Here is a 22,800-nt window from a genome sequence, read left to right on the forward strand (position 1 = left end):
GGACAACAGCTGCATTTTTCCTCCATCGTTCTTCACGCGCGGCCGACTGCGTGCAGGCTAGAGCCTGCTTACGGAAGCTGAAGCTTCCTAAAACCATCGGTAGCCAGCCTACGGCTGCCATTGAAGTGACATTTCCCTTTTGACCTCCGAAGCGTACAACATTCGGGGCCCGCTAATCAAAAAGCGTGCCAAAGTTTGCGCCTCCGGCTCTTTACCACACTTTTTGATAAGACGGCCAGCCACATGACAAGAGCAAATGCTGATCAGTCGTAACTCGTAAGCCTCAGAAATGTTTAGCAATAGAGCCTATGCTAAACATTCCTGAAGCAACGGTTACGCTACCTAAAGGCAAATCAGCACTTGTCGCTACCGCGATGCCTACGGCCCTCTTGTCATGTGTCTATCCTCAGTTGTCCGTTCTACCTGTCAAAAGGGAAAAATCCTCCCCTGAAGGGGACAACCCCTTCGGAGGTAAAAAGACAATTCAAAGGAGAAGATCAAATGGTGAGCAGGAGGATATTCATGAATAAAAAAGTATTATTTTCAATTTCAGATTGTTACCACAAAATTGAAACTGTTTATATCGAAAACACACTTGGTCTTTATTCGTTTAAAGATAAGAGTTTTGACGTTAGAGATTTACCACTTTATAAGGAAGATATTCTCGAATTTTTAACAAAAGAAAAGGACTTCAATTCAAGAGATTATGATACTTATTTAATCTTAGCATCTTTAGTGAACGGACATTTAGATAATTACATGGATTAACCGTTTCCGAATCCGATTGACTGTAACGACTGGTCAATTAGGGCTATTAAGGAGAAACGAATTGAAATTTTTATTTTGTTAAATGGTGAAGGTTATTGGAATTTAGACTATAGTGGCGGAATTGAAATAGTAGATGTTAGTTCTTATGATTATTTGAGTACCAATTTAGAGAACGGGACACTTATAGACGAATTTAGAATAGAGACTGAAAGTAGTATGGTTGATAGAGATTTACAAGTCAAGGCACTATTAGACATTATGTTTGACTTGAACGGAGAATTGATTTTTTATAATGAAAAACTGTAAAAGGTTACTCTTTGCATTATTAAAGAGGGATGGGGATGCAAATATGATTAATTTTTGTGAAGGTCGAATCAACATAACTGGCGATAAGCTCCCTTTGTCCTTGCTTATTGTTTGAATTTTCATGAATTTAATAACGATGAAGTAAAAGGAAAAGTGTTAACCCTGATAAAGGGCAGTAATGCCAATTTTATTCAAACAAGCGATATTTCATATGAAAGCCCTACTAAAATATCACTTCCGTTTGAAGCCGCGAGAGTTGTTGATGAAAAACTTCTTACTCATCTGTCTAAACAATTGAAACTGACATTTGAAATAGAAGTACATTGCCTTGCTGATCTAACTGATATTCGAATGGTGATCTGTGAGGGTCAGCTTCTAAAAGAAATAAAACAATATGAAAAAGACGAAAAAATTCACTAGGAGTGGAGAGAATGATCAAACAATATTCAGTAAAAATTGAAGTAGAAGTTGGCTCTACTTCTCATCAAGAAGCAAAAGCAGAAGGAATACAAGATATTTCTGAACATATTGCATATGGCTCTATAGAAGCTGATGTAAGAGAGATTTATAATGGACTGAATACTAGTCAAATCAATGAAAAACTGATTGAAGTTCAAAGTCGGATTGAAGCCTTAAAACAATCATCTTTTAATGAGCCAGACTGCCTTGAAACCGAATTGAAATATTTAGAGAAAGCTATTCAAAAATTACATGAGGGAGATCAGCATGCCCTTAATGTAATAGAATATATCAGATTACTCACCTACAATGATGACTTGTTTGATTTGTCATCAGATGTATTAAAACAATTCAAATACAACCACTAGGGGCTAAGCCCTAGTGGTTTCTGCGTTGTTCAGCTCATTGATGGCCTACGCTTGGGAGGAAAGCTAAAGCTTTCCTTTTATTAAAACGCAGGCATCGAGCCTGCTGGGTCAGTGAACGCTGCCAAAAGACAAACCCTTTGCTATGCTCTGCCAACTTCGTTGTCATCGCATAGCTTTTTTATTTTATATCAGCTTGATTCCAGTGTCTCACTTACTCCAATTTACACACTCTTATCCTTTTTATCTCATCACTGTTTAAGTTCGAGATCGAACCTCTTTATTAATTAATGATCATTACCCTATTAAAACCTGTTTAGGGCTGCCCTGTGGGTCTACTCATGAACTGTAAGCCGGCACAAAACACCGGCCAACATTTCATGGTATCTCGCTCCACGCTAAACCATGGGATAACAAACATCTGTAAGCCCTGGTTCCACCAGGACAACAGCTGCATTGTTCCTCCATCGTTCTTCATGCGCGGCCGACTGCGTGCAGGCTAGAGCCTGCTGAAAACATTTCAAAGGTAAATGTTAAGAGCTTGTTGATGCTTTTCGTCTTGTGAACAATCTGACGATAGCAGCAACCAGAACACCTACTATAAAGCTTGTGATCAGGAGGTTAGCAAAGACTGTGAAGTTGGCTCCTTCTTTGTTAATTTGCATGCCAAATAGGAGAAGTGTCACAAAGAATGAGATCATAAAGGATTTTGATATGAAGAATCTTTTCAAATTCTCACCACCTTTCAAATGAAAACCTGGTCTTATGGCTATTTAACGCTCCATTTCTTCCATACAGTTCCTTTTTTGTTGGCCGTCAAATAAACCTTGATGTACTGGTCTTGTACGACTAGGCCATATCCTTTTATTTCAAGACCAAAGTGGAAATTCCCTCTTCCATACACTTCAGCATAATTCTTGCCCTTTTTATAGGTCCCTTTCTTCCAGTTGGAGACTTGCCAAATGGATAAGAACCCCTTTGTATACCAGGCATCATTTAATTTCGCCTTAACGTCACTACCATTATATTGGAAATACCCCTTTGTCTTGACGGTGAAAAGCTTCATATTGAGAAAGTTTTTTGCTGTATACCAGCTAGTGAAGGTTTTAGTGTTTTTGTATTTAGCAGCAGTAGCTTTTAAATCTCCATTCTCTACAAAATCTTTAGGAGTTTCTTCAGCTGTGGTTTGGTGGATGTAAAAGACAGGACTATTTGTAGTGATAATTGTAATGTTATCATTGATTGAGTGGCTTTCGAACTGGCCTAAAGCAATGTTGTCATCAAGATATTTATTCATGTCTAACTCATCATCTGATGAATTGCTTGTGTTAGGCAGCAACGTGGTACTTTGAGTTGAGTTGTAGTAATTCGGTATGAGCGATTCATCTACTCTTTCCTTTAAACCATCGATCACTTGGTCCAATTCATTATCAGTTTGCGGATTGATCAAGGAAAGTTCTGAGATAAGCTTTTCCTGATATTCTTTAATCGATGATATCTTTGCCGGATCTGCTTCAGCTGCAAAAACACTAGAGGAGAACATTTGAGATCCTACAAAACAAGCCAAAATCATTAAGAACGCAATTCTTTTCATTCATTACTCACTCCTTAAATAATTTAAACAGGGATGTGAGTCTTAGGTGATCCATAAGCAAGAGTAATTAACGTAACCAGTCACCTCCTAAACAATATATGTCTATATTAACATTTGTGGATCGATTGAAATGCATGCAGGGTAAAATTTAATCTGGTATTAAGAAAATAAAAAGCTCGCGTCCAAACTGTTTATTAAACGTGATAAACTGAAATTGTGAATAAACAGAAGCAGGGGTATTTATGAAAAAATGCATGTTGTATCTTAATAAATTGGATCTTAAAAATTTACATAAAGCGCTCGGTTCTGTTAACAGAATTGGGAGGGCGGTTAGAACCTATATTGTACGGGAATATGAGTTGCCTTCTAATGAAAACGAGTTGGTTAGAATGCTTACCTATCGTCCTGGTGAAAATGGTGAAATCACTTGCTTGGGGCTATCAGAATCTGCACTAGCAAAACTAGATGAAACGGTTAAAACATTAAGGGAATTAGAAAAAAACTATCCCGTTCTTTTTAGGAAGTCCAGTAGAAGTGGAAGAGTTGATGATTTTTATTCATTAATAATTCGTGACATCATTAAAAAAATGACAGAGAGAATAGAGAGTGGAGATTATTCTTACGAGATTGTGAGTAAAAGGTTTGTTATACCTGAAGACATTGTTATGAACTACAGACAATTATATAAGCCAGGTATCAATACAAAAATTGAGCTGGCTGAGGAATTAGAAAACTTCATACTCCAAAATTACGCTGAAGAACAGATTAGATCTTTGATAGAAATAGAAAGTAATCAAAAAATAAAGTATAAGTTTACATTAGACAAGTCTGCATTAGACAAAGTGTCTTTACTTAAAGCTACAAGTATAAAGAAGATAACAGAATCGAAAGTAATGACGGATATTTTAATAAAATTTCTTGAACAAATGGCTCCCGAATAAGGAGCCTTTTTTGGTAAGAAAAAGAAAAAAACGCTATCTTTTAGTGTCCGAATTTGATATAATTGAAGTAAGATAAATATTGATATAGTAAGTTTTGGAGGTATATTTATGAATTGCACATGCCCATTCTGTGGATCTGAATTACACGATAAGAAAGATGGAAAAGAGAAATATTTTTGTGATTTTTGTGTAATGGATATCACCAAAAATCAGGCTCAAACAGAGGGTCACAGGATTGAGGAAGAACATAAAGAAGATGTGAATTTGTTAGATTCGAGAGAAACGACTCCTGTTTTGATGACATATTCAACCTGGTCTTTAATCTTGTTATTAAAAGAAGTCAGAAAAAGAAGGGCAATTCTATATAAGGCTACGTTAAATGCAGAGAAGTATAGCAGGGGTTATCGAGATAAACAAAAAGCTGATGATATTGCATCTGAATTTCAAGACGTAACCAAAAGGATGTACATAATTGAAAACATCCTGAAGAAGCGTCTTAGTTATATCCCAGATAATCTACGTGATAGTTATCTTAGGGACTACGAAAAACACATGAGCAACAAAAAAACAAATGATAAGATGCTTACCTTTACTGATTCTGATGGTGAGGTTTAAAAGATGGGCATTCTGAATTTGGATTTATTTCGAGAAATTGTCGTTGATAACTTTGCTGGCGGTGGTGGAGCAAGCACAGGCATTGAAATGGCTACAGGTTTATCCGTTGATATTGCTATTAACCATGACCCAGATGCAATTGCGATGCATAAAACAAACCATCCTGATACAGAGCATTACTGTGAAAGTGTATGGGATGTAGATCCGAAAGAGGCTGTTAAGGGACGAAAAGTTGGACTTGCCTGGTTTTCACCTGATTGTAAGCATTTTTCGAAAGCAAAAGGTGGCAGACCAAAGGATAAACAGGTTCGAAGATTAGCATGGATTGCAGTGAAATGGGCTATTGCAGTACGTCCAAGAGTGATCATGTTAGAAAACGTTGAAGAGTTTCAGACGTGGTGTCCGCTAGATGCTGATGGATATCCAATCAAAGAAAAAAAGGGTGAAACCTTCAAATCTTTTGTGAAATCACTTGAAGCGTTGGGATACAAGGTTCAATTCAAAGAGTTGAGGGCTTGTGACTATGGCGCGCCTACTACTAGAAAACGTTTTTTTATGGTAGCTCGTTGTGATGGTAAACCGATTGTTTGGCCTGCACCTACGTAACGACCTGATCAAGCTCATTGCAACCATTGATCATAGAACATTTTATTGTGAATCAAAAGATTGGGTTGCCTGCTTTATATTTGGCAAACGAGGAAAACTATTCTTCGTAGATGATTACACAGGGGAATGGGTCTATCCATATGAATTAGGGCACGGTCCAGCAAAAGGATTCTCACATGGAGGGAACATGTGGCAGCTGGTCAACAGTTTTCGTGAATTTATCATTACTGGTCGATATGGCGATCTCAGAGACTATAAAGAAATTTGGGCTTATAGTCGTGAAGGCTGTCAAAAGATTCGCCAAAAGGCAAAGGAAATCGGATTTATTGAAACGGTTGATTATCCATACAGTTTCAGAGAATGGGAGAAAGCACGATGAATCTCAGTGATAAACAGCGAAAATGTCTCGATGAATTGAGCGAAAGTAAATGGGATGTTCCAGAATCCATAAAGGAATCCGTAAAAGAGATGATAAACGCACTTCATGAGCTAGAAGACAAAGAGCAGACTTTTCAAAAACGATATGACTATCATATCTCACAAAAATATGAAGCAATGGCTGGGCAATATGATGGCTGGAGCAGTAGTGCAGATGCTGTAAAACATCATTCTTTGAGTGCGAGTCTTGTTTACCAGGATGCATTGATTGCAGGTACTAGGTTAAAAGCGGAGGGTGATTGATGACAAAGGTATTAGAAAATCAAACACTCTATCAAAATCCCAATCTTCTAAAGGAGGAAGCACGATGGCGAAAACCGAGCTTACTTAAAACTTGAAGAGGAAATTCATTCGAAAACTAATACAAAAGGTATGAAAAGCGAGTTCGGTTTACGAGAAGTGTGTGGTTTTATCATAGTTCGTGATTCATATGAACCAATTAATTATTTAGAAATGTAGGGGGAATAATCATGTCAATACCTAATTACGAAAAAGGAAGAATTAAAGAAACGCTAATAAAGTCCTTATTATTATTGGTGGTGATTATAGCATTAGGAACAGCAGTGTTCGTTTTATATGAGTTAGGATTGATAAACATAAAGTATATAGATGATATTATTTTGGGTCTTTTTATTGTTGCGTTTGCTTTTGGCACTTTCATTATGGCCTCAGAAATTGATTCTAGTATACAGTTGTTTGTTGGGTTTTTATATATGTTGTTTGCGTGTGTTGTCGTTTTTTGTTTATACCAAAATGGTCTAACTATAGCGTCCTATGTAACTGGTGGAATATTCATTTTCATATTGATTGTTTATGGTTTTTACAAATCTAGTGATTTTTTTTGGTAATGATAACCATCATGAATTGGGAAGAGTTGAATACAAATTTACTTCTATAGATGAGTTCTGTTCAAAGCTAAGTGAATATTTCAAGTTATAGAGTGGATTATAAATAACTGTGCACGGAAGTAATGTAGATCTATTGAAGAAATGAAAATAGGAAAAAATAATAATTGTAAGGAGATTGCATATGAATAAACATGAAAAACTATTAACAATGACTCCTGAAAAATTAGAAAAAAACCATGCCGATTATCAAAAATTTCTATCTTCAACTTTGAAGAATTTTCACAGAGACTTTATCAAAAGTTTCAAATAGCGCAAATGGAGAGAGCAATGAAGTAAATCGGTGAGATAAAGGGAAAGAAAATGGGTCCACATTACCTTCTAGTACAAAAATGTAAACTGAGTGTAAATTTAACTAAGGTAAATTTACACTCAGTTTACATAATCTTTATTCTCGGAAGTTGTGTGTCAAGACCCAAACTGATGTTCAAGGAGGATAAGAAATGATTTGGTATATATGTTTTTTCTTTGCGTTGTATTTGTATTGGACTATTGTTGACATTATTGTTGAGACTGGTAGCAGCATGATAGTACGAACAGTAGCAGAAAAAGAAGATAAATTTAACTAATGAGAGTGGAAATTACGTGGAGCGAGATTTCATGGAGTGTTGGCCGGTTTTTGCTGACCTTACAATCCATGTGCAACAATATTGCCTACAAATGTGGTTATCAAGATGGAGAAATAGCTACATTAAAAAAGGAATTAGAAACACTCATTAACATAAAAGCTTAACATATAACAATATATAACGCAGATAGTTTAATTAGCCGGAGAATTAAAGAGTTGGAAACCATAATTATGGAATACAAATGTGGTTATCAAGATGGAGAAATGGACACATTATCAAAGGAATTACAAAAATTCGTGATATAAGATTTGAGAATAAAGATTTATATAATGAACAGAATACAATTGTTCTAAGAATTAGAAATTTAGAGAGTATATTAAAGCTATATTGATAAGGAGAGAATCAAAATGAGAAACGCAATGAGAACCCCCTCTTTCTGGATCACATTCTTTATATACTGCGCCCTATACTTTGCTTTTCTTGCTGCCGGTGCTAATGGTCTTGTAGCTTTCATTGGTGCATTTACTTCGGTAATCGTCGGAGCCTACGTGAGGCTCTTTCTGTCAAGAAAACAAAAAGAAGCAAAAAGAAGCTAAAGGCAATAAAGAGAGATAAACAATCAACTCTTTAAGTCGATATTAGTAATGTTGCATTTTTTTACAGGCGCAATTTTAAAGGAGGATTACAATGAGTAAGAAGCTTCATTTAGTTAAAGACCCGAACAAAGCTCATTTCACACACTTAAATTATCTTGATTATCTTGTGACGAAATTAAAAATGAAATCGTTTTTTTCTTTTATTTGTCTCTTTTTGTACGTTATATTTTTTGGATTTGCTGCCAGACTTATACCCGATCAATTAGGATCGACACTATTCCTAGTTAATATAACGTTCGTTTCGCTAATTTTAATGTTCGCACTTACTTACAACGCAATGGAGAATTATCGCTTCTATCTTTCATTAAGATCTGCTCAAAAAATTTATAAGAAAACAATTACTGATGAACATGGACCAACAGAAGAATGTGTAAACCAGTATATGCAGCTAGGATTGGATAGATACGGTGAAACGTTAGCATTTAAAGAAAATTATAAAATACAATCATTAGAGAAAATCCAGGATATCGATAAGAAGCTTAGAGGTTTTAAATTTAGCGAAGATGGAACATATGACTCTGTAATTAGGGTTAATCTAGAAGTGGCAATGCAATCATTATATGATGGTTTTGATTTAAAGAGTATTTTTGCAATGCCCAAGCGTTTGTATTATCGTAAATGGGCATTAGCTAAGTTGGAATTTAATTGGCTGGAATCACAAGTAGATTGATTAAATAACTTAAAACCCCCTTCTATCGCAGATGAAGGGGGTTTTACCCCATATGACCACCAACCAAATTAGATCGATGAATCATGGTTCCGGCATTGGTATATGATGCCGCACGCATGATTGCGGTATGACCAAATTTGTTGTTGATTTCATCCATTACATGGCCCAACCGACTAACCTTTTCCTGATCAGGTTTAAAGAGATCCAGCTGCATGTAATTGGCCGGGTCTACTTTTGAAAGAGAAATGGCAATTGATCTTACTGTCCCATTAGAGTTTCTTCTAGGCTTAAAGCTGAGTTCGCAGTCTTTACAGTACAAGTAACCGAATATCTTTTCTCGTAGTTTTATCAAGTAAATAAATATGATGACAAACAAAACGATCCTTAGTAAAAAAATAGAAAAGAACAAAAAATTTGTTGCGACATATGAGATAAAAAAAGAAATAAATAACATGAGCAAAATTGATAGGCAGCCTGCGCTTCCTCTTTTACCCACACGATTACTATTACATCTAGGGCATCTTTGCCATTCCAAAAGCTAAACCTTCTTTCCAAATTTATGTATAATTCATCATAGCATAAATAGGAAAGGAATTTCCCAATGTTCGTGTTAAAGGTGTATCAGAAAGAAGGCCATAAATTTTCATTCGTGTTTTGACTAAATTACCTGGATCCCTGTGTTATAAATTATTCGGTTTTTAGGAAGAATAAAATATAAGGGTATTTGACATTGGTTCTGTAACTGCTTGTGTATTAGTGTATAACTAAACCAATTATATGTTATAATACGCGTATAACCGGCATAAATTAAAAGAAGCCAGGATGCGCTAACATCCCGGCAATGTACAATGTGGCCCTCAAGGGGCTGGCTAATCATTAGATAGTTTTAAGGATAGACTTTCCCTTCAACCTACCACAGCTCAAGGGGAGTCTATTTTTTGTCTATATACGTCAACAAAGCAAGAATAAACATCCCAAACAGAAACATAAGGGATAAAGCTTGAAACGTTGACATAGGCGTCACCCCCTTTCAAGGGGATTTAGCCAGTAGACCACACTTTGGGTAAGCCGTTCATTTGTACGCCCTCTATTATACATGAAAAGATTGGTAATACGCATTCAATTTTCCGCGCGTTTTTTTCTTCCTGTGACTTTAATAAACTCTTCGTCACAATCCATGCAACGTATGTTTACTTCCTCTCTATAAGACACAATTCTTACTTCACAGCAAGGACACTCCCATCTATGGCTCTTAGGCTTTGCTTTCGTTGGTTCTGTTGCACCTGGATCGTCTGAAGGTGGTGTTTCCCCACTTTCTATTGCAGCCATGTAGTTTGTGTTACGCTTTGCGATAACAAACACTTCTTGATCAATATCCATTTGAGCTATCTGTTCTCTTAGTTTTGGTCCGATCCTAGCAAACGACCATCCATGACGCGGATCTGGTTTTTCTGTCTTATACTCAAATCCTAGCTCCAATACCTTATCGCGGAATTTTGTATTGTGGTATTCGCCTTTTCTACTGGTGTCTTTAATTCCTTTCACTCCATGATAAAGATGGACCATTTCATGCAGCAACGTATCCATTGTTTCAAGGAAATCATAATCAGCGTACTCAGCAGAGATATTCAACTCATACATTTTCTGCTTTCCGTCTGTGCTACTCCATGCAGGCTTAACCGAACACCAACCCATAGAGTTTCTATTATGAATATTTGATTGAATAGTGATTGCTGGAACCGGCAAACAATCTTCAAAAAAAGTTTTGTTGAAGATTAGAAATGCTTTGTGTAGTTCAGCTGTTACATCGGCAATTGTGATATACCTCTCAGTTGTTTCGATGATAATTCCCTCCTAGTGCGTTTGAGACCTTGGTCTCAATTTAGATTTAAAAGAAAGTTGTCACACTCTCTTCTTCGCTCGTCTTCTTATGAATAAGAACACCCTTAATACGGCCATTAACATAACAACTAAAAAAAGTATCAACATAGGTGTGAGATCGCCTTCAGCAGCACTTGAATTCACTGTTGAGAAGGACCAAATTGCCAGGAAAAATAATATAATGTATTTATACATTCTGAACGTGGCTTTCCAAAGAAATCTTCTCATTTGAACTATCCCCTTTAAAAGTTATTTTTGATGATCTTTTGGATCATTTTGTTGCTGTTTACAAGAAGCTCATGTGTTTTCTTCTTGTAGTTGGCTGCTGCGGTCCTGTCGATGAGCGAATATGTTACGACCTCTTTATACTGGTGATCCTCATCCTGCTTCCGTACATGCCTCTCTAACATGCCTTCCTCAACAAGTTCATTGAGGGCTTTATATACTTCAGTATGAGAAGGCTTATAGCCAAATTCACTGTACTCTTTCTTCAGTAGCTGCAAGATCTCGCTTGCATAATAACGTTCTTGTTCAATATATGTGATGGCAGAAAGCTTCAGAAATTGCTTTTGCCTTAACAAAAATGTGGAAGGGCGTTTGCTCATGCTAAAGTCTCCTTTAATATAAGTTAAACTTAATATAAGTTCTACTTATATTATAACATACGCTCCGGCCATATGCACAACATTTTCCAGTAATTAAGGTTTGTTTTCAGACAAATAAGACAAAAACTCACCCTTTTGAACATAAAACTGCTCAATTGAAGTGAGTTATATTCGTTCCATTATACTGCCTGTATCGGTACTCGAATCTGATCTCTAGCAACTACTGTGTTTTTATAAACAATATAACATTCAACCAGGTGATCTCCATTAAATACTGAATGTTCTGTCTTTGTTGTTTCTCCCTTTGTTATTTCCCCTCGTATACAGTTCCTTCGGATAGCTTCATCACCTCTATTTAATACTTTCCAATACACATCGTATTTAATTTTATCTTGGATAATCACGTTATCTTTAAAAACTTCTTCAATTTCGTTTTTCTTAATGAAAAATTTGAGTTTTTTTTGTTTTTGTATCCTTAATTTTTTTTGCAGGAACTCTCGTAGCAATCCTGTTCTGTATCCATTTTGTGTGATTTCACATTCAATCTTTAACGAATATCTTATATCAACATTGAATTTTTTTTCGATGAATTCCTCAGTATATTTTGCTCTAGTATCATTCAACAAGATAATGTGTTTTTCTGTGACCGTATCTGGAACAGGAAAGTTTTTTCCAAACAAATCAATAAAGCTTTCATAGATATTTTCACTTTCTTCGTCAAGGTCCTTAATTAATTCATATGCTGTTTTTGCATTTTTAACAAACTTACATTTCTTATTATAGACTTGTTGATTGCTGCCGAGTGCATTCCAATATGATTGCTCTTCATTTAAGTCTTTGAGATAACCAAACAAATCCTTTAATATATCAAGGTAGTCTATGAAGGTAGCTGTTTGATATTGAGTATTCTTAGTCAAGAAGTTGTAAACTAGGGTGTCTACTAATAACCCCCCAAATTTAAAACCTTTATTATTCTTCCAAGCTCGAACCAAATAACAAATATTGGTAAAATTTTTTCCTGTTGTAAGATCAAAGGTAACTGATTCAGTAATCTCAGGTAATGGATTGGTAATTTTCCACTTGCCGTTATGATTTGAGTCTGGGTATGTAAAGGACCCATCCGAATTTTCAAATACAGGGCAAACTTCGATAATTTTTGTCCCTCTATCAAAACTCACCACAATCACTTGCCCATCACCACGTACAATGGTTTTGGGATATCGAATTATTATTTCCTTCTTCACTTCCTGAAGAAGCTTAGATTGACCATTCCCTTCATGGTCATTGTATTGCTTTTTTTTATTGCTCGGTAAGACAAACAACATGTCCACATCACTAAAAGATTTAATAGCAGTTCCTCTTCCTAAAGAACCCACAACGTAGCAATTTTCTGTTTCACTTTCGTTACCGTCGTAATAGGACTTATTAAGTCTCTTTGTAATTTCCTTTACACGCTTAGTTTCATCTTCGATATCTTCTATCTTCAAGGATTCAACAAACTCTTCTATATACGTTGCTAACATTCTGGTCCCCCACTTCTAATTCCAAATCAACATTTTTGCTAGGATGATCACAATCACAATCACAATAATTATGACTAAAACAGTTATTCTAAAAGATAGTGGGAATTTGTCTTTCCACGTAAACCTTTTTTGTTCATCTATCCATTCATATTGTGCTTGGTAAAAGAATTTATAATGAGCATACCAATCGCTAAATGCTATTTGTTTAGTAATGCTTGCTTCATAATAATCATTTAATAGTTGCGTCAATTTTTCCTCGTCTTCGCTAGAAACGGTGCTATCTGCATTATCCTTATACCGATAATACATTTCCTTTAATTCGTTGTGAATCCGAGTGAGTTTAGTTCCTGCTCTCATGTAGTAATCTTTTTCCGCATTGTACTGGCTAATTTGTATTGCACAAACACTTGCCGCAACTAATATAACGGACAATGATTGACCATAGGGGAAGCTGGGAAACCCTAGTTGCCAGATACCGATTATCAAAGTAATTAATCCGATCCAACCAGGCGACTTCTCAACAATATCATAGGTCGCGAAATGTTTTTTTGCTCCAAAGTAAACGTTATATCCGTACTCTGCTAATGACTTTATAAATCGTTCTCTTTGCATAGGATCTCCTTCAGATTGAATCGTGGTAAGGTAATTAACTGCACAATTTAATGATACATCCAAAAGAACTAGCAAATCAATGTTTTTATGTTATAATTTGGTTTTTAAGTAGGTATATAGTTTATAATGTTAATATTGGAGGGATATCATGAAAGATTATAAGGTTAATCAAAGAGGCGCAAAGATTTATAGTGATCCAAATAAACATGAATTATTACAGATTCCTACATTGAAAAACACTAATGAAGACGGTATGGTGTATCATGTGCTATCACTAGGGGTAATTGGAACTCATTCAACTGGAATGGTTCCTGTTGCTACAATAAAAGATTCAGAAGGAAAAGTTGCTGCGTACAGGCTACCTCCCGCACTAGCTGATTGGGTTGCATTTAATATGGGCTTGGGAGTTAATGTGTTTCCATCAGATGTCGAATTCGGAATCATCGATGGAAGACCAAATGCAGAAGTTCTCTAAATAGCAAATTTATATTATTGGAGGAATTTGATGAATAATTACAAGGTAAATAGTCGCGGGGCAACAGGTTTCAAGTCTTTAACAGCTTAAACGAGACTATTAAAGGGCCAAAATGGCCCTTTCCTTCGTTATTAGGTTCGGTACTTGATTATCATTCTTTCCTAAGACCAAAACTTGCATTTCTAGATGTCCATCGTGCAGTCCAATTGTAATATATTGTTTTTCCACTCGTTAAAACCACCTTATATTTTAATTATGGTTAATCTGTTTCTGTCAACAAGAGGGGGATGTCATCCAAAGTTTCCTTATCAGGATCATGTAATTCATCAATGAGTTTTTTCATTTCTTCACTAAATTCTACGTTATCCTTTTTTGATTCCATCTCAAAATACAATGGTTCAATAAAGTTATAAATTTTATCTAGACAATCTTGAATTTCTCTTTGTGTATTTCTTATTTCTCTGAATTCATTTGTTATCTCTAGCCTGTCTACCGTTTGATTCTCCAGACTAACTTTCATATAGCTTTTCATCAGTTCATTTAACTCTTTTGTTTCTTTCCAGGCATTGATAAGTTCATCAGCCTTTTTTTTACTTACCTTGGAAACTAATATCATTATTTCATCTCCTGATCTTCTGTCATAAACAATTTTCTGCACTTACAACATAGATTTTGTATGTGAACATTTTGGATACTTTGTGCAGCCGTAAAAAGACCGGCCGGATTGTTTATTCTCCTTACTAACCATCTCAGCCCCACAAACACATTTAATTGGCTTTGCCTTCACTTGCTGCTTGAATTCACTAGCCGTCATGCTTGCTGATGGATTGAGTGCTGTCATTAGTTCAATCAGTTTGTATCGATCCAAAAGCTTTACATCATTGCTTTCAGCCAATTCTCGCGAAGCCTTTGTATAAAAGTTGTTCGTGATCACCCAGGACTCTTCTGCCTTATAGTGATTTTTGGCGGCCACTATTTCCTGAATCGCTTTTATGCCGACCTTCGCCTTTTGACGCTTTGCTTGCACTACGATTTTGGTTCCTGATTTTTTGATGATAAGATCAGCCCCAAAATCCTTCCTTTCAGGTGTCACTTGAACCTTATAATCATTCGCCCTAAACATAAATGCCAGGTATTGCTCAAATTGAAAACCATCCATGTAGTCAATGTCCTTAATGCCGGACTTCACGAATTTGCTCTTATTTTTGTTTTTTGAAAGGTAACTTGCAACAAGAAAACACACACCTATCATGACAGCAAATACAATAAACAAGACATTCCAGTTGTTATGTAGATAATTCAACAAGATATTTGTCCTCACCAAAATTGATTCCCCCTATTGTAAGGTAAGAAAAAACCTCCTAAATAGGAGGCTATCATTTCTCATAAAATTCGACTCTCTTATTTTCAAAATTATAGATCACTGCTTGGCTCCAAGCCTTGCCCTTGCTTGATTTTAGTTTCATTTTCACAGTAGATCCATTGAGTAATTTAGCTGCTTCTTTTGGCGTGACTTTTTTCTTCCCTAATCTCTCCAAAGTGTTTTTAAACAAAACAACCTTGCAATCTCTGTTTGAACAACTATAGGCCTTTGAGTTTTCAAGAATAGGTTTACCACACTGTTTACAAGGTGCTATTACTTCTCGTTCAACTTTGATCGTCTTAATGTTGTTCTTAATGTCTGAACAGGTTTTATTCACAAAATGCCTCAATTCCATGTAAAAGGCTTCTTTTGTCATTTTCCCTGCTTCAACTTCGGATAACAATGACTCTAGGTATGCTGTTGCATGAACCTTTGTAAGTAGATAATCATCCGGCATCATCTGAATTAAATCTCTACCCAGCTGCGTAGAAAATAACTTGTTGTCCTTTCTCTCAATGTAACCACGTTTAATAAGCAATTCAATAATAGAATCGCGCGTTGCCACCGTACCGATCCCTTCAGCACGTTTCAATGTTTTCTTCTCTTCATCATCTATTAAGAACTTAGCCGCATTCTCCATATCAGCTAACAATGTCGCTTCAGTGTATCTAGCTGGTGGCTTAGTTTCTTTCTCTACAATGGCGTACTCGCCAATTTGATCTAATTTCGTTTCACCCAGGTTTCCTTGTTCTATCTCCAATCCATAAATCTCTTTCCATCCCTGTTCAACCAGAATGGACTCTTTTGCTTTGAATGTGTGTTCTCCATCCTCAAACGTGGCTACTGTTTCCTGTTTCATTGCAGGAGGATAAAAGGCAGCTGCGAAACGTTTAAAGATAACTTCATACAGCTTTTCCTCGTCCTCCGCCAAGCTCCCTTTGATTTTAGTAGTGATCACAATTGCTTCGTGGTCTGTTACCTTTTCAGGATCTACAAAGCTTTTCTCAATTTTATATTCATTGTCCAAGATCGTTTTAATAACTTCATGTTCAGCATGCGCTTTTAAGATCATTGGAAGTTCTTCATCCCCAGCAATGTACTGGCTACTTGTCCGAGGATATGTGACCAGTTGTTGATCATACAATTTTTGAGTTACATCAAGCGTCTTTTTGGCCGACCACTTAAATTTTTTGTTCATGTATTTCTGTAAGCCTGTCAAATCAAAAAGTTTTTGTGGTTTTTCTTTCTTCAGCTTCTTATCAAATTGCAGATTAGTTTTATTGCCTAGCTGTTGCAGGAACCCTTTTGCATCTTCCTGACTTAAATGCTGATCCTTTTCAAGAACTAATTCAAAGCCGTTCCCTTTTTGATCTTTGGCAGCAATCGAATAGTGCTTCATTTTAGTGAAATTCTCAATGATCATGTCTCTTCCCACAATTAAAGACAAGGTAGGGGTTTGGACCCTACCTTGTGACAGTAACATTGGACTTTTGCTTATTTTGGTTGCTAACAAAGTTGCATTGATGCCAATGTGTAAATCAGCCTCTTCTCTCAGCTGACCAGCCAAAGCCAATCCATCGTATTCTGATAAGTCTTTCATGTCAGCAAAGGCTTGATGAACACCTTCTTCCGTCATTTTTCTTAACCAAAGACGCTTCATTGTCTTCCCTTTGATTCCACTCATTCTTTGAATCTTCCTGAAGATATGCTCCCCTTCGCGTCCAGCATCCGTTGCAACAATGATTTCATCTGCTTTCTTCATAAGATCAACTAATGTTTCATACTTGGCCTTGGTATCTTCAATAACTGCTAACGGAACGTCTTCGATAAAGAATGGAAGTTTGGATTCATCCCCTTTCCATCCCCATTCCTCGTTAATCTTCTCTGGTGAAACACAATTTACTAAATGCCCCTGGGCTGCGCCATAAATACGGCCATCTTTCCCTTCAAAATAGTTACTCTTTTTTTCATAGCCACCAGAAAGCACCTGGGCAAGATATTTTGCGACACTTGGTTTTTCAGCAATAAATAGTTCCATAATAAATTTCTCCTTTATCAATCAATTTCTATGCCTTTAGATAGTTGTTTTTTTTTACTCTCAGTTGCTTTAACTTCATCGTTCCAATCCCACTTTTCTTGGCCTTTAGGAAGTGCTGGCATATCACTTATTAATGGGATTTTATTGCCGTTCACTACATAATCGAATGATTTCAACTGTTCTTCGAATTTTCTTCCTCCATCATCGTTATCTACGCAGCTGTGAATGCTTTTAATTTGCCGATCATGTTTCTGACAATCCTGGATTGCAGTTTTTAAATTTGACTTGAACACCTCAAATTTCACTCCACCCATGCAGATCAGTCTTGAATTTTGCATTTTTTCGCGATTTAACGTTAGATAACTAAGAGCATCAATAGGAGCCTCAAATAAGTAAAGGTTCTCAGGATAACCAATAGTGATACTAAAACCTTTATAAGTCGCTTCTTCTGTTGTTGGAAGCTCTTGTTTAAAGTACGCTCTATTTGGCTTTATTCTCTTTTCCAAAGGGATTTCATAAGTACCTTGTAAGTTGGCTCCTATCAATTCCCCATCACTGTCTTTCCACTTAAAAACAACATTTTTATATTTATCTTCTTTTATAAAATCACTCTCAATAAGCATTTCTACAATATCTGGGGCAATACAACGCTCATTGACTAGGTAGTTTGTTATGTTCTTGGTTGTTTGGACTTCATCAACCTTATACATAAATTCAAGAGGATAGGAAGGTGGTTCAGGCTTAAACACACTAATATCTTTCCCCTCGATGTCAGCATTGATTTTTCTAACAGCATCAGGGAATGAAAAACCTTTCACTTTTGTTAAATAAGATATTGCGTTATTTCCGTTCAGGCCCTGACTGTTCCAAGAGAAATAATTCTTTTGAACATTAATGACAAGGCTATCGTGATCTTGGTGTCTGTAATATTTTTGATTGTCTGCAATGATTGGCTCACCGATAAGGTTTAAATACTCGACTATTCCTACTCCACTTGCTTTCTCAACTTCTTTATCACTAACACGTTTCCCAACAGCCATTCATAATTCACTTCCTATTTGTCATTTTGGAAAGCAGCCCAAGAACTCTCGACCTTCGTATGAATGTCATGATATATTTGCTTTGCTGAATTAAAAGGTTTTTCGAAACCATTTATAAGGAAAAATAAAACTGCTGCACATAATAAAAAGCCGGTGAATAAGTACCTAATACGTTCGTAAAAGGGCCTTCTCAACCGACTCATCTTTATTGCTTCTTTAATTCTTTTTTCCTTTTTTACGCGTCTAATTTCAGCTTTCCTTTGTTCCTCAGCCTTCTTCTTTTCATCTGCACCAACTTCTTCAAGGATTTTTGCGAGATGGTCCTTCATTTCATTCGTTACATTGTCTTCATGAAAAGAATCGGAAATTGCTATTGTTTGTTCCTTATTTCCACGTTCTTCTTTCTTACTTTTAGTAAATGTTTTTAATGGTTTAATGATTCGATCTAAACGATTGCCTTGATCTTCTTTTTGATCAACTGAGGCACTCCGTAGGTCCTTACTAACATTCTCTTTCACCTTTTCTGGTTCTGACATAGGTTGTGCTTCTAATTCTTGTGGCTGCTGCAATTCAGACAGCCGGATTTCATGTTGTAGATTATCTTTATCCATTTTGGCTTTTACAACATCAATTTCCATCTTTGTTTCTTTTGTATTCTCCTGTATAGCCTTTAGCTCATTTGCCTGTTCAATTTGTTTCATTTCATATTCGGCAATTACATTTTTCAATTCTTCTTCAGCAACAGCTTTTGCAGCAATGATTTCTTTCAGTTCAGCTTCATACTTTTCCTTGTTTTCTTTTTCATATTCCCTCTGATCTTCAATTCCTTTTAAAGCAATCTGGTAGTCATCATCAAGTCTTTTGAGTGATTCTCTTCTTTTTTCTGCTTGCTCCTCGCTCTCTTTTTCTCTAGAAAGCCTGGCTCTTTCAAGTTCTTCTTTTTCGGCTAATATACGATCCATTTCTAACTGAAGTGCATGCTGCCTCTTTTGACTTTCTTCCTCTTGTTTTCGCATATCCTCTTCAATTTTTTGCTTGTCCTTCTTCACTTTAAGTAGCGTTTCTTTTTCTTCTGAGTTGCTGATATATGTCAGATCATCCTGCGTTTCAATTAGCTCACTAGTCTCGACCTTTTTAATGTATTCATTTACTGCTTTTGGCAAGCTAGAATTGCTCGTGACCAACTCTAATAAAGACTGATTCTCGTTGGTCACTTTTACTTTTCCATTAAAAACAATTTCACCTGTTTCAACTTCAAGGATCTTATAGGCTTGTTTAATTTCTAATCCTAGTTGTAAGAGCCTTTCCGTTTCGCTTCTGAACATATCGTTTGCAATAGAAAATGTTAAGGGTCTTTCAAGCGTTAAACGATTATCGTTATCTGATTCTAGACCTTTCTTGAAAACAATAAAATACACTAAACGTCCCCCTATTTTAAAAATTGAGTAATAACTATATTACTTCCCATCGAAGCCATTCGGCCGCCGCCGCGGGCCATAGCTCTAGTGCTTCCTCCTCCGTACCACATGTTTTTAAGGATTGAAGGTGACTTGATAAGTAATACAGCACAACCGATAGCAACTCCGGTCTGTGCAAAGTTACCACCAGTAAACAGTACATTAATAATAACTGTGACAAGGAATATTTTTACGAGTAATGCTGTGATCATTGACAATAGTTCTCTCCACCAGACGTTGAAATAATTGTTATCATCTGCCATCATTGAGAGTGCTACTGGCGCAATTAAAACTTGCATCATCACATAATCTGCGTAAAACACACAAACTGAAAAGAAGAAACTACAAAAGGCAATTGCAAACAAAACCATTATAAGGATTAAAATAATACCTCCACTTGCAATTCCAAGACCAGCACCAACAATTGTTCCTTTTATGACCGCGTATGCACCATTCCCTTTAAAATCAGTTCCAGCTGCCGCAAAGTAGTTGGCTATCGGCAATGCGATATCTATGACTACGAGTTTGAAGATCCAAGGTAATACCAGCAGTGCTCCTGCACTCTTAAACACCCTAAGAAAGATTTCGTCTAAGGGATATTGTTGGGTTCCATTTGCTGTATTTAATAAGTATTCGATGATTTTATATAAAGCAACAACTACGACAAATGCACTTGTAAACCAACTTAGAAATTTAAAAATAGTTATTACAAAATCATTTTCTGGTATTTTAAATACAATACCGTTGATTGTTTGCAAAACCCAATTCATAATACTCTCTACCCATTTTCCAATCGTATGCTCTATGATTCCATTAAGACTATCTTTTAGTCCATCTGTGATCCAATCAAACATTTACTCACACCTCTTCCTCTTCTTCATCCTCAGCTTCAAACTCTTGAATAGCATCAAATGCTTCTTTATACTTGTTCAGTTCTTCAGGATCTAAAGAGGCCATAGCTTCTAATTGTTCTTCCCCAGCATTATGTTGGCGCATAATATTTTCCTCATCATTGCTCACTTCGAAAATTGGTGCAGTACTACCTTTTGATTCTTCCCAAAGCTTTTTGTCAACTTCAAACTTTTCCTTTGATTCCTGACTAACTTTTCTCTTGTAGTCCATTTGAGAAACTACATACTTTTCAGAAAGGCCTGGGAATAAAATATATTGCATGGCTTTCTTACATTTAATAGGCTTCATTGCAGATATCAAGACAATGCTATCTTCTTTATCCATAGCCGATATTTCATCAGCAAACATAAGGGATCGCCCCACATAATTATGGTTTTGGCTAGACGAAGAACTTCCATGATTTCCGTGCGATATTGAAGTGCTGTCAGTTTCAACTTTAACTGTCGTTTGACCCATTAGATCTGAGAAATACTGCGCTGTCGTATTATTGATGTTCCCAAGGCAAATCTTAATAGCACAGCTTCCAAGAATTGATTCAGCTTGATCTTTTCCGTACTTATCAATCATTTGTGTATAGTTTTGGAATATTGTGCATACAGAAATTCGATAACCTCGACATGTCGCCAAGAATGTCTCATAATTATCAAATTTACCCAAGTTAGGAAATTCATCAAGAATGAAACAAACAGGAACCGGCAATTTTGCCCCATGCTTATCACCAAGTAGGTATAACTCTTGAAACATTTGAGTGAAAAATAGATTTATAAGCCCTTCCCATGTTTTATCCATAGCTGGAATAAGAACATAAAGAGCAATCTTTCTTTTACCAATGTCCTGAAAGAAGAAATCATTCATACTGGTAAATTCCGCGACCTCTTCATCTACATAGTCGCCAATGGTTGTAAGAAGACTAATAATGATGCTGGCTCTCGTTTTTTCCTGTGATTTCTTGAATCCTAGCTCATAAGCTCTCCGCGCAGGATGCCTTGCATCCAATTCCATGAACTTCTCATCAAGTTCACTATCTCCATCCTCATTTGCTTCAGGGTCAAATTCTTGTAGAAAATCAAGAACGCCATCCATATTTCGCTTATGAGGTGGGAATTCTGATCTTGCATACAATATAAGGGCCTTTAATAGACCCAATTGCGCGTTGTACCATATGTCTTTTTTCTTAGGATCATTCTTTGCTGCAACAACCGTATTCGCTACAGTCGTAGCATCTAATGCCTTTCGAACATAACCGAAGGGGTTATATCGGTTGGACAGGAACATATGCTTGAAGTTAACAACCATCACTTCATAACCTTGTGCTTCTTTAATTTTTGCTGTCTTTTCGTACACTTCACCCTTTGGATCTGTGACTACAATACTGGTGTCTGTGTTGTTGATGACATTAGTGATTACAAAGCTTTGCGTCTTAGAGGAACCAGGTCCTCCTGCCACAGCTACATTTCTATTCGGAATTTTACTGTCTTCAGGTTGAATAATAGCCTTTTTGTTAAGCATTCCAAGAACAAGTCCAGAGTAATTACTTACAGGCTCGTTCAACACATTAATAGGAGCAACACTAGCCATTCTCAACACCTCCATGTCTCATTGAATCTTCAATATCTTTGTTAAGGTCTTCAATGGGAATAGTTAACACTTCTTTTTCTCTTTTCATAACTTCAATTGGTTTTGACCAACGTGCCGATCCCTGTACTCCGTAGGTTTCACCTACAATATCGTAGTCCTTAGTTCTGGTCTTAATGATCAAGTAAACGATTAAGACAATCGAAGCAATAAAGGTACAGTATATTAATGGATTGTTGTCATTGACTTGTTGACTGATATTTTGTATGGGATGGATAACGATATCTAAGAAGTAACCCAGGAGTTTATCGGCACTGAAATCCATTTTATATTTTGCAATGAACGGTAACAGTCCTGAGACAAAGATTGAAACATTAAACAACAAGTAACTAAGTAAAGTGAAAGAAATAATTTTCGTTTTCATCAT

The 22,800-nt window shown here is 36.3% G+C and carries 29 protein-coding genes and 1 pseudogene; 14 read left to right on the forward strand and 16 right to left on the reverse strand.

The window, feature by feature from the left end:
* The first annotated feature begins 522 nt into the window (after positions 1–522).
* The 4 genes from LC033_RS08045 (at position 523) to LC033_RS08060 (ending at position 1,901) form a co-directional block, all read left to right on the forward strand.
* The gene (locus LC033_RS08045) at positions 523–768 is read left to right on the forward strand and encodes a hypothetical protein (protein WP_226567757.1); all 246 of its coding nucleotides are present in this window, start codon (positions 523–525) and stop codon (positions 766–768) included.
* A gap of 75 nt (positions 769–843) precedes the next feature.
* Complete coding sequence (locus LC033_RS08050; protein WP_226567758.1) at positions 844–1,074, forward strand: hypothetical protein; 231 nt, start codon at positions 844–846, stop codon at positions 1,072–1,074.
* Positions 1,075–1,227: 153 nt separating this feature from the next.
* On the forward strand, positions 1,228–1,494 hold the full coding sequence (locus tag LC033_RS08055; RefSeq protein WP_226567759.1) for a hypothetical protein: 267 nt from the start codon (positions 1,228–1,230) through the stop codon (positions 1,492–1,494).
* A gap of 11 nt (positions 1,495–1,505) precedes the next feature.
* Entirely contained in the window at positions 1,506–1,901 is a 396-nt protein-coding gene (locus LC033_RS08060; protein ID WP_226567760.1) for a hypothetical protein, read from the forward strand.
* 530 nt (positions 1,902–2,431) lie between these two features.
* Here the strand turns inward: LC033_RS08060 and LC033_RS08065 are convergent.
* Positions 2,432–2,629, reverse strand: a complete 198-nt coding sequence (locus LC033_RS08065) for a hypothetical protein (protein WP_226567761.1) — start codon at positions 2,627–2,629, stop codon at positions 2,432–2,434.
* A 38-nt stretch (positions 2,630–2,667) separates the two neighbouring features.
* A complete protein-coding gene (locus tag LC033_RS08070; protein ID WP_226567762.1) occupies positions 2,668–3,492 on the reverse strand; it encodes a hypothetical protein in 825 nt (274 codons plus the stop codon).
* Positions 3,493–3,734: 242 nt separating this feature from the next.
* Here LC033_RS08070 and LC033_RS08075 point away from each other — a divergent pair, with 242 nt between their 5' ends.
* From LC033_RS08075 to LC033_RS08110, 9 genes and pseudogenes are all read left to right on the forward strand, one after another.
* Entirely contained in the window at positions 3,735–4,433 is a 699-nt protein-coding gene (locus LC033_RS08075; RefSeq protein ID WP_226567763.1) for a hypothetical protein, read from the forward strand.
* 108 nt (positions 4,434–4,541) lie between these two features.
* Positions 4,542–5,048, forward strand: coding sequence for a hypothetical protein (locus LC033_RS08080; protein WP_226567764.1), 507 nt, complete (start codon positions 4,542–4,544; stop codon positions 5,046–5,048).
* A 3-nt stretch (positions 5,049–5,051) separates the two neighbouring features.
* A pseudogene (locus LC033_RS08085) lies at positions 5,052–5,651 on the forward strand (DNA cytosine methyltransferase); the annotation flags it as partial.
* Positions 5,620–6,033, forward strand: coding sequence for a YoqU family phage-derived protein (locus tag LC033_RS08090; protein ID WP_226567765.1), 414 nt, complete (start codon positions 5,620–5,622; stop codon positions 6,031–6,033). The pseudogene LC033_RS08085 and the gene LC033_RS08090, both read left to right, overlap by 32 nt.
* Entirely contained in the window at positions 6,030–6,335 is a 306-nt protein-coding gene (locus LC033_RS08095) for a hypothetical protein (protein ID WP_226567766.1), read from the forward strand. The genes LC033_RS08090 and LC033_RS08095 overlap by 4 nt, the downstream gene beginning before the upstream one ends.
* A 227-nt stretch (positions 6,336–6,562) precedes the next feature.
* Positions 6,563–6,940 (forward strand): hypothetical protein, encoded by a 378-nt coding sequence (locus LC033_RS08100; protein WP_226567767.1) that lies wholly within the window; start codon positions 6,563–6,565, stop codon positions 6,938–6,940.
* A 181-nt stretch (positions 6,941–7,121) separates the two neighbouring features.
* Positions 7,122–7,250 carry a hypothetical protein gene (locus LC033_RS16815; RefSeq protein WP_264188688.1) on the forward strand — a complete coding sequence of 43 codons (129 nt, stop codon included), beginning with the start codon at positions 7,122–7,124 and terminating at the stop codon, positions 7,248–7,250.
* Positions 7,251–7,973: 723 nt separating this feature from the next.
* The gene (locus LC033_RS08105) at positions 7,974–8,162 is read left to right on the forward strand and encodes a hypothetical protein (protein ID WP_226567768.1); all 189 of its coding nucleotides are present in this window, start codon (positions 7,974–7,976) and stop codon (positions 8,160–8,162) included.
* A gap of 91 nt (positions 8,163–8,253) precedes the next feature.
* Positions 8,254–8,892, forward strand: a complete 639-nt coding sequence (locus LC033_RS08110; RefSeq protein ID WP_226567769.1) for a hypothetical protein — start codon at positions 8,254–8,256, stop codon at positions 8,890–8,892.
* Positions 8,893–8,935: 43 nt separating this feature from the next.
* Here the strand turns inward: LC033_RS08110 and LC033_RS08115 are convergent, their stop codons facing one another.
* The 6 genes from LC033_RS08115 to LC033_RS08140 all read right to left on the reverse strand — a co-directional run bounded on the left by LC033_RS08115 (position 8,936) and on the right by LC033_RS08140 (position 13,513).
* The gene (locus LC033_RS08115) at positions 8,936–9,427 is read right to left on the reverse strand and encodes a hypothetical protein (protein WP_226567770.1); all 492 of its coding nucleotides are present in this window, start codon (positions 9,425–9,427) and stop codon (positions 8,936–8,938) included.
* 396 nt (positions 9,428–9,823) lie between these two features.
* On the reverse strand, positions 9,824–9,907 hold the full coding sequence (locus tag LC033_RS08120) for a putative holin-like toxin (RefSeq protein WP_226567832.1): 84 nt from the start codon (positions 9,905–9,907) through the stop codon (positions 9,824–9,826).
* Between the two features lie 104 nt (positions 9,908–10,011).
* The gene (locus LC033_RS08125; RefSeq protein WP_376776426.1) at positions 10,012–10,740 is read right to left on the reverse strand and encodes a SprT-like domain-containing protein; all 729 of its coding nucleotides are present in this window, start codon (positions 10,738–10,740) and stop codon (positions 10,012–10,014) included.
* Between the two features lie 275 nt (positions 10,741–11,015).
* Positions 11,016–11,378 (reverse strand): helix-turn-helix domain-containing protein, encoded by a 363-nt coding sequence (locus tag LC033_RS08130; protein WP_226567772.1) that lies wholly within the window; start codon positions 11,376–11,378, stop codon positions 11,016–11,018.
* A 179-nt stretch (positions 11,379–11,557) separates the two neighbouring features.
* Complete coding sequence (locus LC033_RS08135; RefSeq protein ID WP_226567773.1) at positions 11,558–12,901, reverse strand: nucleotide-binding domain-containing protein; 1,344 nt, start codon at positions 12,899–12,901, stop codon at positions 11,558–11,560.
* Positions 12,902–12,916: 15 nt separating this feature from the next.
* Positions 12,917–13,513, reverse strand: a complete 597-nt coding sequence (locus tag LC033_RS08140) for an SLATT domain-containing protein (RefSeq protein ID WP_226567774.1) — start codon at positions 13,511–13,513, stop codon at positions 12,917–12,919.
* A 148-nt stretch (positions 13,514–13,661) separates the two neighbouring features.
* On the opposite strand from LC033_RS08140, the gene LC033_RS08145 reads away from it, so the two are divergent.
* A complete protein-coding gene (locus LC033_RS08145) occupies positions 13,662–13,988 on the forward strand; it encodes a hypothetical protein (protein WP_226567775.1) in 327 nt (108 codons plus the stop codon).
* Positions 13,989–14,247: 259 nt separating this feature from the next.
* On the opposite strand, the gene LC033_RS08150 is transcribed toward LC033_RS08145, so the two are convergent.
* The 8 genes from LC033_RS08150 to LC033_RS08185 are packed head-to-tail and all read right to left on the reverse strand — an operon-like array spanning position 14,248 to position 22,800.
* Complete coding sequence (locus LC033_RS08150; protein ID WP_226567776.1) at positions 14,248–14,604, reverse strand: hypothetical protein; 357 nt, start codon at positions 14,602–14,604, stop codon at positions 14,248–14,250.
* A 42-nt stretch (positions 14,605–14,646) separates the two neighbouring features.
* Complete coding sequence (locus LC033_RS08155; protein WP_226567833.1) at positions 14,647–15,309, reverse strand: restriction endonuclease; 663 nt, start codon at positions 15,307–15,309, stop codon at positions 14,647–14,649.
* 55 nt (positions 15,310–15,364) lie between these two features.
* Positions 15,365–17,389 carry a DNA topoisomerase gene (locus LC033_RS08160; RefSeq protein WP_226567777.1) on the reverse strand — a complete coding sequence of 675 codons (2,025 nt, stop codon included), beginning with the start codon at positions 17,387–17,389 and terminating at the stop codon, positions 15,365–15,367.
* 17 nt (positions 17,390–17,406) lie between these two features.
* Positions 17,407–18,429, reverse strand: a complete 1,023-nt coding sequence (locus tag LC033_RS08165; protein WP_226567778.1) for a DUF3991 and TOPRIM domain-containing protein — start codon at positions 18,427–18,429, stop codon at positions 17,407–17,409.
* A 14-nt stretch (positions 18,430–18,443) separates the two neighbouring features.
* Entirely contained in the window at positions 18,444–19,847 is a 1,404-nt protein-coding gene (locus LC033_RS08170; RefSeq protein WP_226567779.1) for a cell envelope integrity TolA family protein, read from the reverse strand.
* A gap of 11 nt (positions 19,848–19,858) precedes the next feature.
* On the reverse strand, positions 19,859–20,740 hold the full coding sequence (locus LC033_RS08175) for a conjugal transfer protein TrbL family protein (RefSeq protein ID WP_226567780.1): 882 nt from the start codon (positions 20,738–20,740) through the stop codon (positions 19,859–19,861).
* A gap of 4 nt (positions 20,741–20,744) precedes the next feature.
* Positions 20,745–22,376 carry a VirD4-like conjugal transfer protein, CD1115 family gene (locus LC033_RS08180; RefSeq protein ID WP_226567781.1) on the reverse strand — a complete coding sequence of 544 codons (1,632 nt, stop codon included), beginning with the start codon at positions 22,374–22,376 and terminating at the stop codon, positions 20,745–20,747.
* Positions 22,369–22,800 (reverse strand): hypothetical protein, encoded by a 432-nt coding sequence (locus LC033_RS08185; RefSeq protein ID WP_226567782.1) that lies wholly within the window; start codon positions 22,798–22,800, stop codon positions 22,369–22,371. The genes LC033_RS08180 and LC033_RS08185 overlap by 8 nt, the downstream gene beginning before the upstream one ends.

Source organism: Bacillus stratosphericus, assembly GCF_020524495.1.
Classification (GTDB): domain Bacteria; phylum Bacillota; class Bacilli; order Bacillales; family Bacillaceae; genus Bacillus; species Bacillus stratosphericus_B.

Bases quoted from the DNA above. Each gene is read 5' to 3' on its own strand.
- LC033_RS16815 (WP_264188688.1), top strand. From the start codon at position 7,122: ATGAATAAACATGAAAAACTATTAACAATGACTCCTGAAAAATTAGAA.
- LC033_RS08145 (WP_226567775.1), top strand. From the start codon at position 13,662: ATGAAAGATTATAAGGTTAATCAAAGAGGCGCAAAGATTTATAGTGAT.
- LC033_RS08090 (WP_226567765.1), top strand. From the start codon at position 5,620: ATGGTAAACCGATTGTTTGGCCTGCACCTACGTAACGACCTGATCAAG.
- LC033_RS08120 (WP_226567832.1), bottom strand. From the start codon at position 9,907: ATGTCAACGTTTCAAGCTTTATCCCTTATGTTTCTGTTTGGGATGTTT.
- LC033_RS08180 (WP_226567781.1), bottom strand. From the start codon at position 22,376: ATGGCTAGTGTTGCTCCTATTAATGTGTTGAACGAGCCTGTAAGTAAT.
- LC033_RS08070 (WP_226567762.1), bottom strand. From the start codon at position 3,492: ATGAAAAGAATTGCGTTCTTAATGATTTTGGCTTGTTTTGTAGGATCT.
- LC033_RS08140 (WP_226567774.1), bottom strand. From the start codon at position 13,513: ATGCAAAGAGAACGATTTATAAAGTCATTAGCAGAGTACGGATATAAC.
- LC033_RS08160 (WP_226567777.1), bottom strand. From the start codon at position 17,389: ATGGAACTATTTATTGCTGAAAAACCAAGTGTCGCAAAATATCTTGCC.
- LC033_RS08185 (WP_226567782.1), bottom strand. From the start codon at position 22,800: ATGATGAAAACGAAAATTATTTCTTTCACTTTACTTAGTTACTTGTTG.
- LC033_RS08060 (WP_226567760.1), top strand. From the start codon at position 1,506: ATGATCAAACAATATTCAGTAAAAATTGAAGTAGAAGTTGGCTCTACT.
- LC033_RS08095 (WP_226567766.1), top strand. From the start codon at position 6,030: ATGAATCTCAGTGATAAACAGCGAAAATGTCTCGATGAATTGAGCGAA.
- LC033_RS08100 (WP_226567767.1), top strand. From the start codon at position 6,563: ATGTCAATACCTAATTACGAAAAAGGAAGAATTAAAGAAACGCTAATA.
- LC033_RS08150 (WP_226567776.1), bottom strand. From the start codon at position 14,604: ATGATATTAGTTTCCAAGGTAAGTAAAAAAAAGGCTGATGAACTTATC.
- LC033_RS08130 (WP_226567772.1), bottom strand. From the start codon at position 11,378: ATGAGCAAACGCCCTTCCACATTTTTGTTAAGGCAAAAGCAATTTCTG.
- LC033_RS08175 (WP_226567780.1), bottom strand. From the start codon at position 20,740: ATGTTTGATTGGATCACAGATGGACTAAAAGATAGTCTTAATGGAATC.
- LC033_RS08110 (WP_226567769.1), top strand. From the start codon at position 8,254: ATGAGTAAGAAGCTTCATTTAGTTAAAGACCCGAACAAAGCTCATTTC.
- LC033_RS08045 (WP_226567757.1), top strand. From the start codon at position 523: ATGAATAAAAAAGTATTATTTTCAATTTCAGATTGTTACCACAAAATT.
- LC033_RS08165 (WP_226567778.1), bottom strand. From the start codon at position 18,429: ATGGCTGTTGGGAAACGTGTTAGTGATAAAGAAGTTGAGAAAGCAAGT.
- LC033_RS08080 (WP_226567764.1), top strand. From the start codon at position 4,542: ATGAATTGCACATGCCCATTCTGTGGATCTGAATTACACGATAAGAAA.
- LC033_RS08105 (WP_226567768.1), top strand. From the start codon at position 7,974: ATGAGAAACGCAATGAGAACCCCCTCTTTCTGGATCACATTCTTTATA.
- LC033_RS08075 (WP_226567763.1), top strand. From the start codon at position 3,735: ATGAAAAAATGCATGTTGTATCTTAATAAATTGGATCTTAAAAATTTA.
- LC033_RS08135 (WP_226567773.1), bottom strand. From the start codon at position 12,901: ATGTTAGCAACGTATATAGAAGAGTTTGTTGAATCCTTGAAGATAGAA.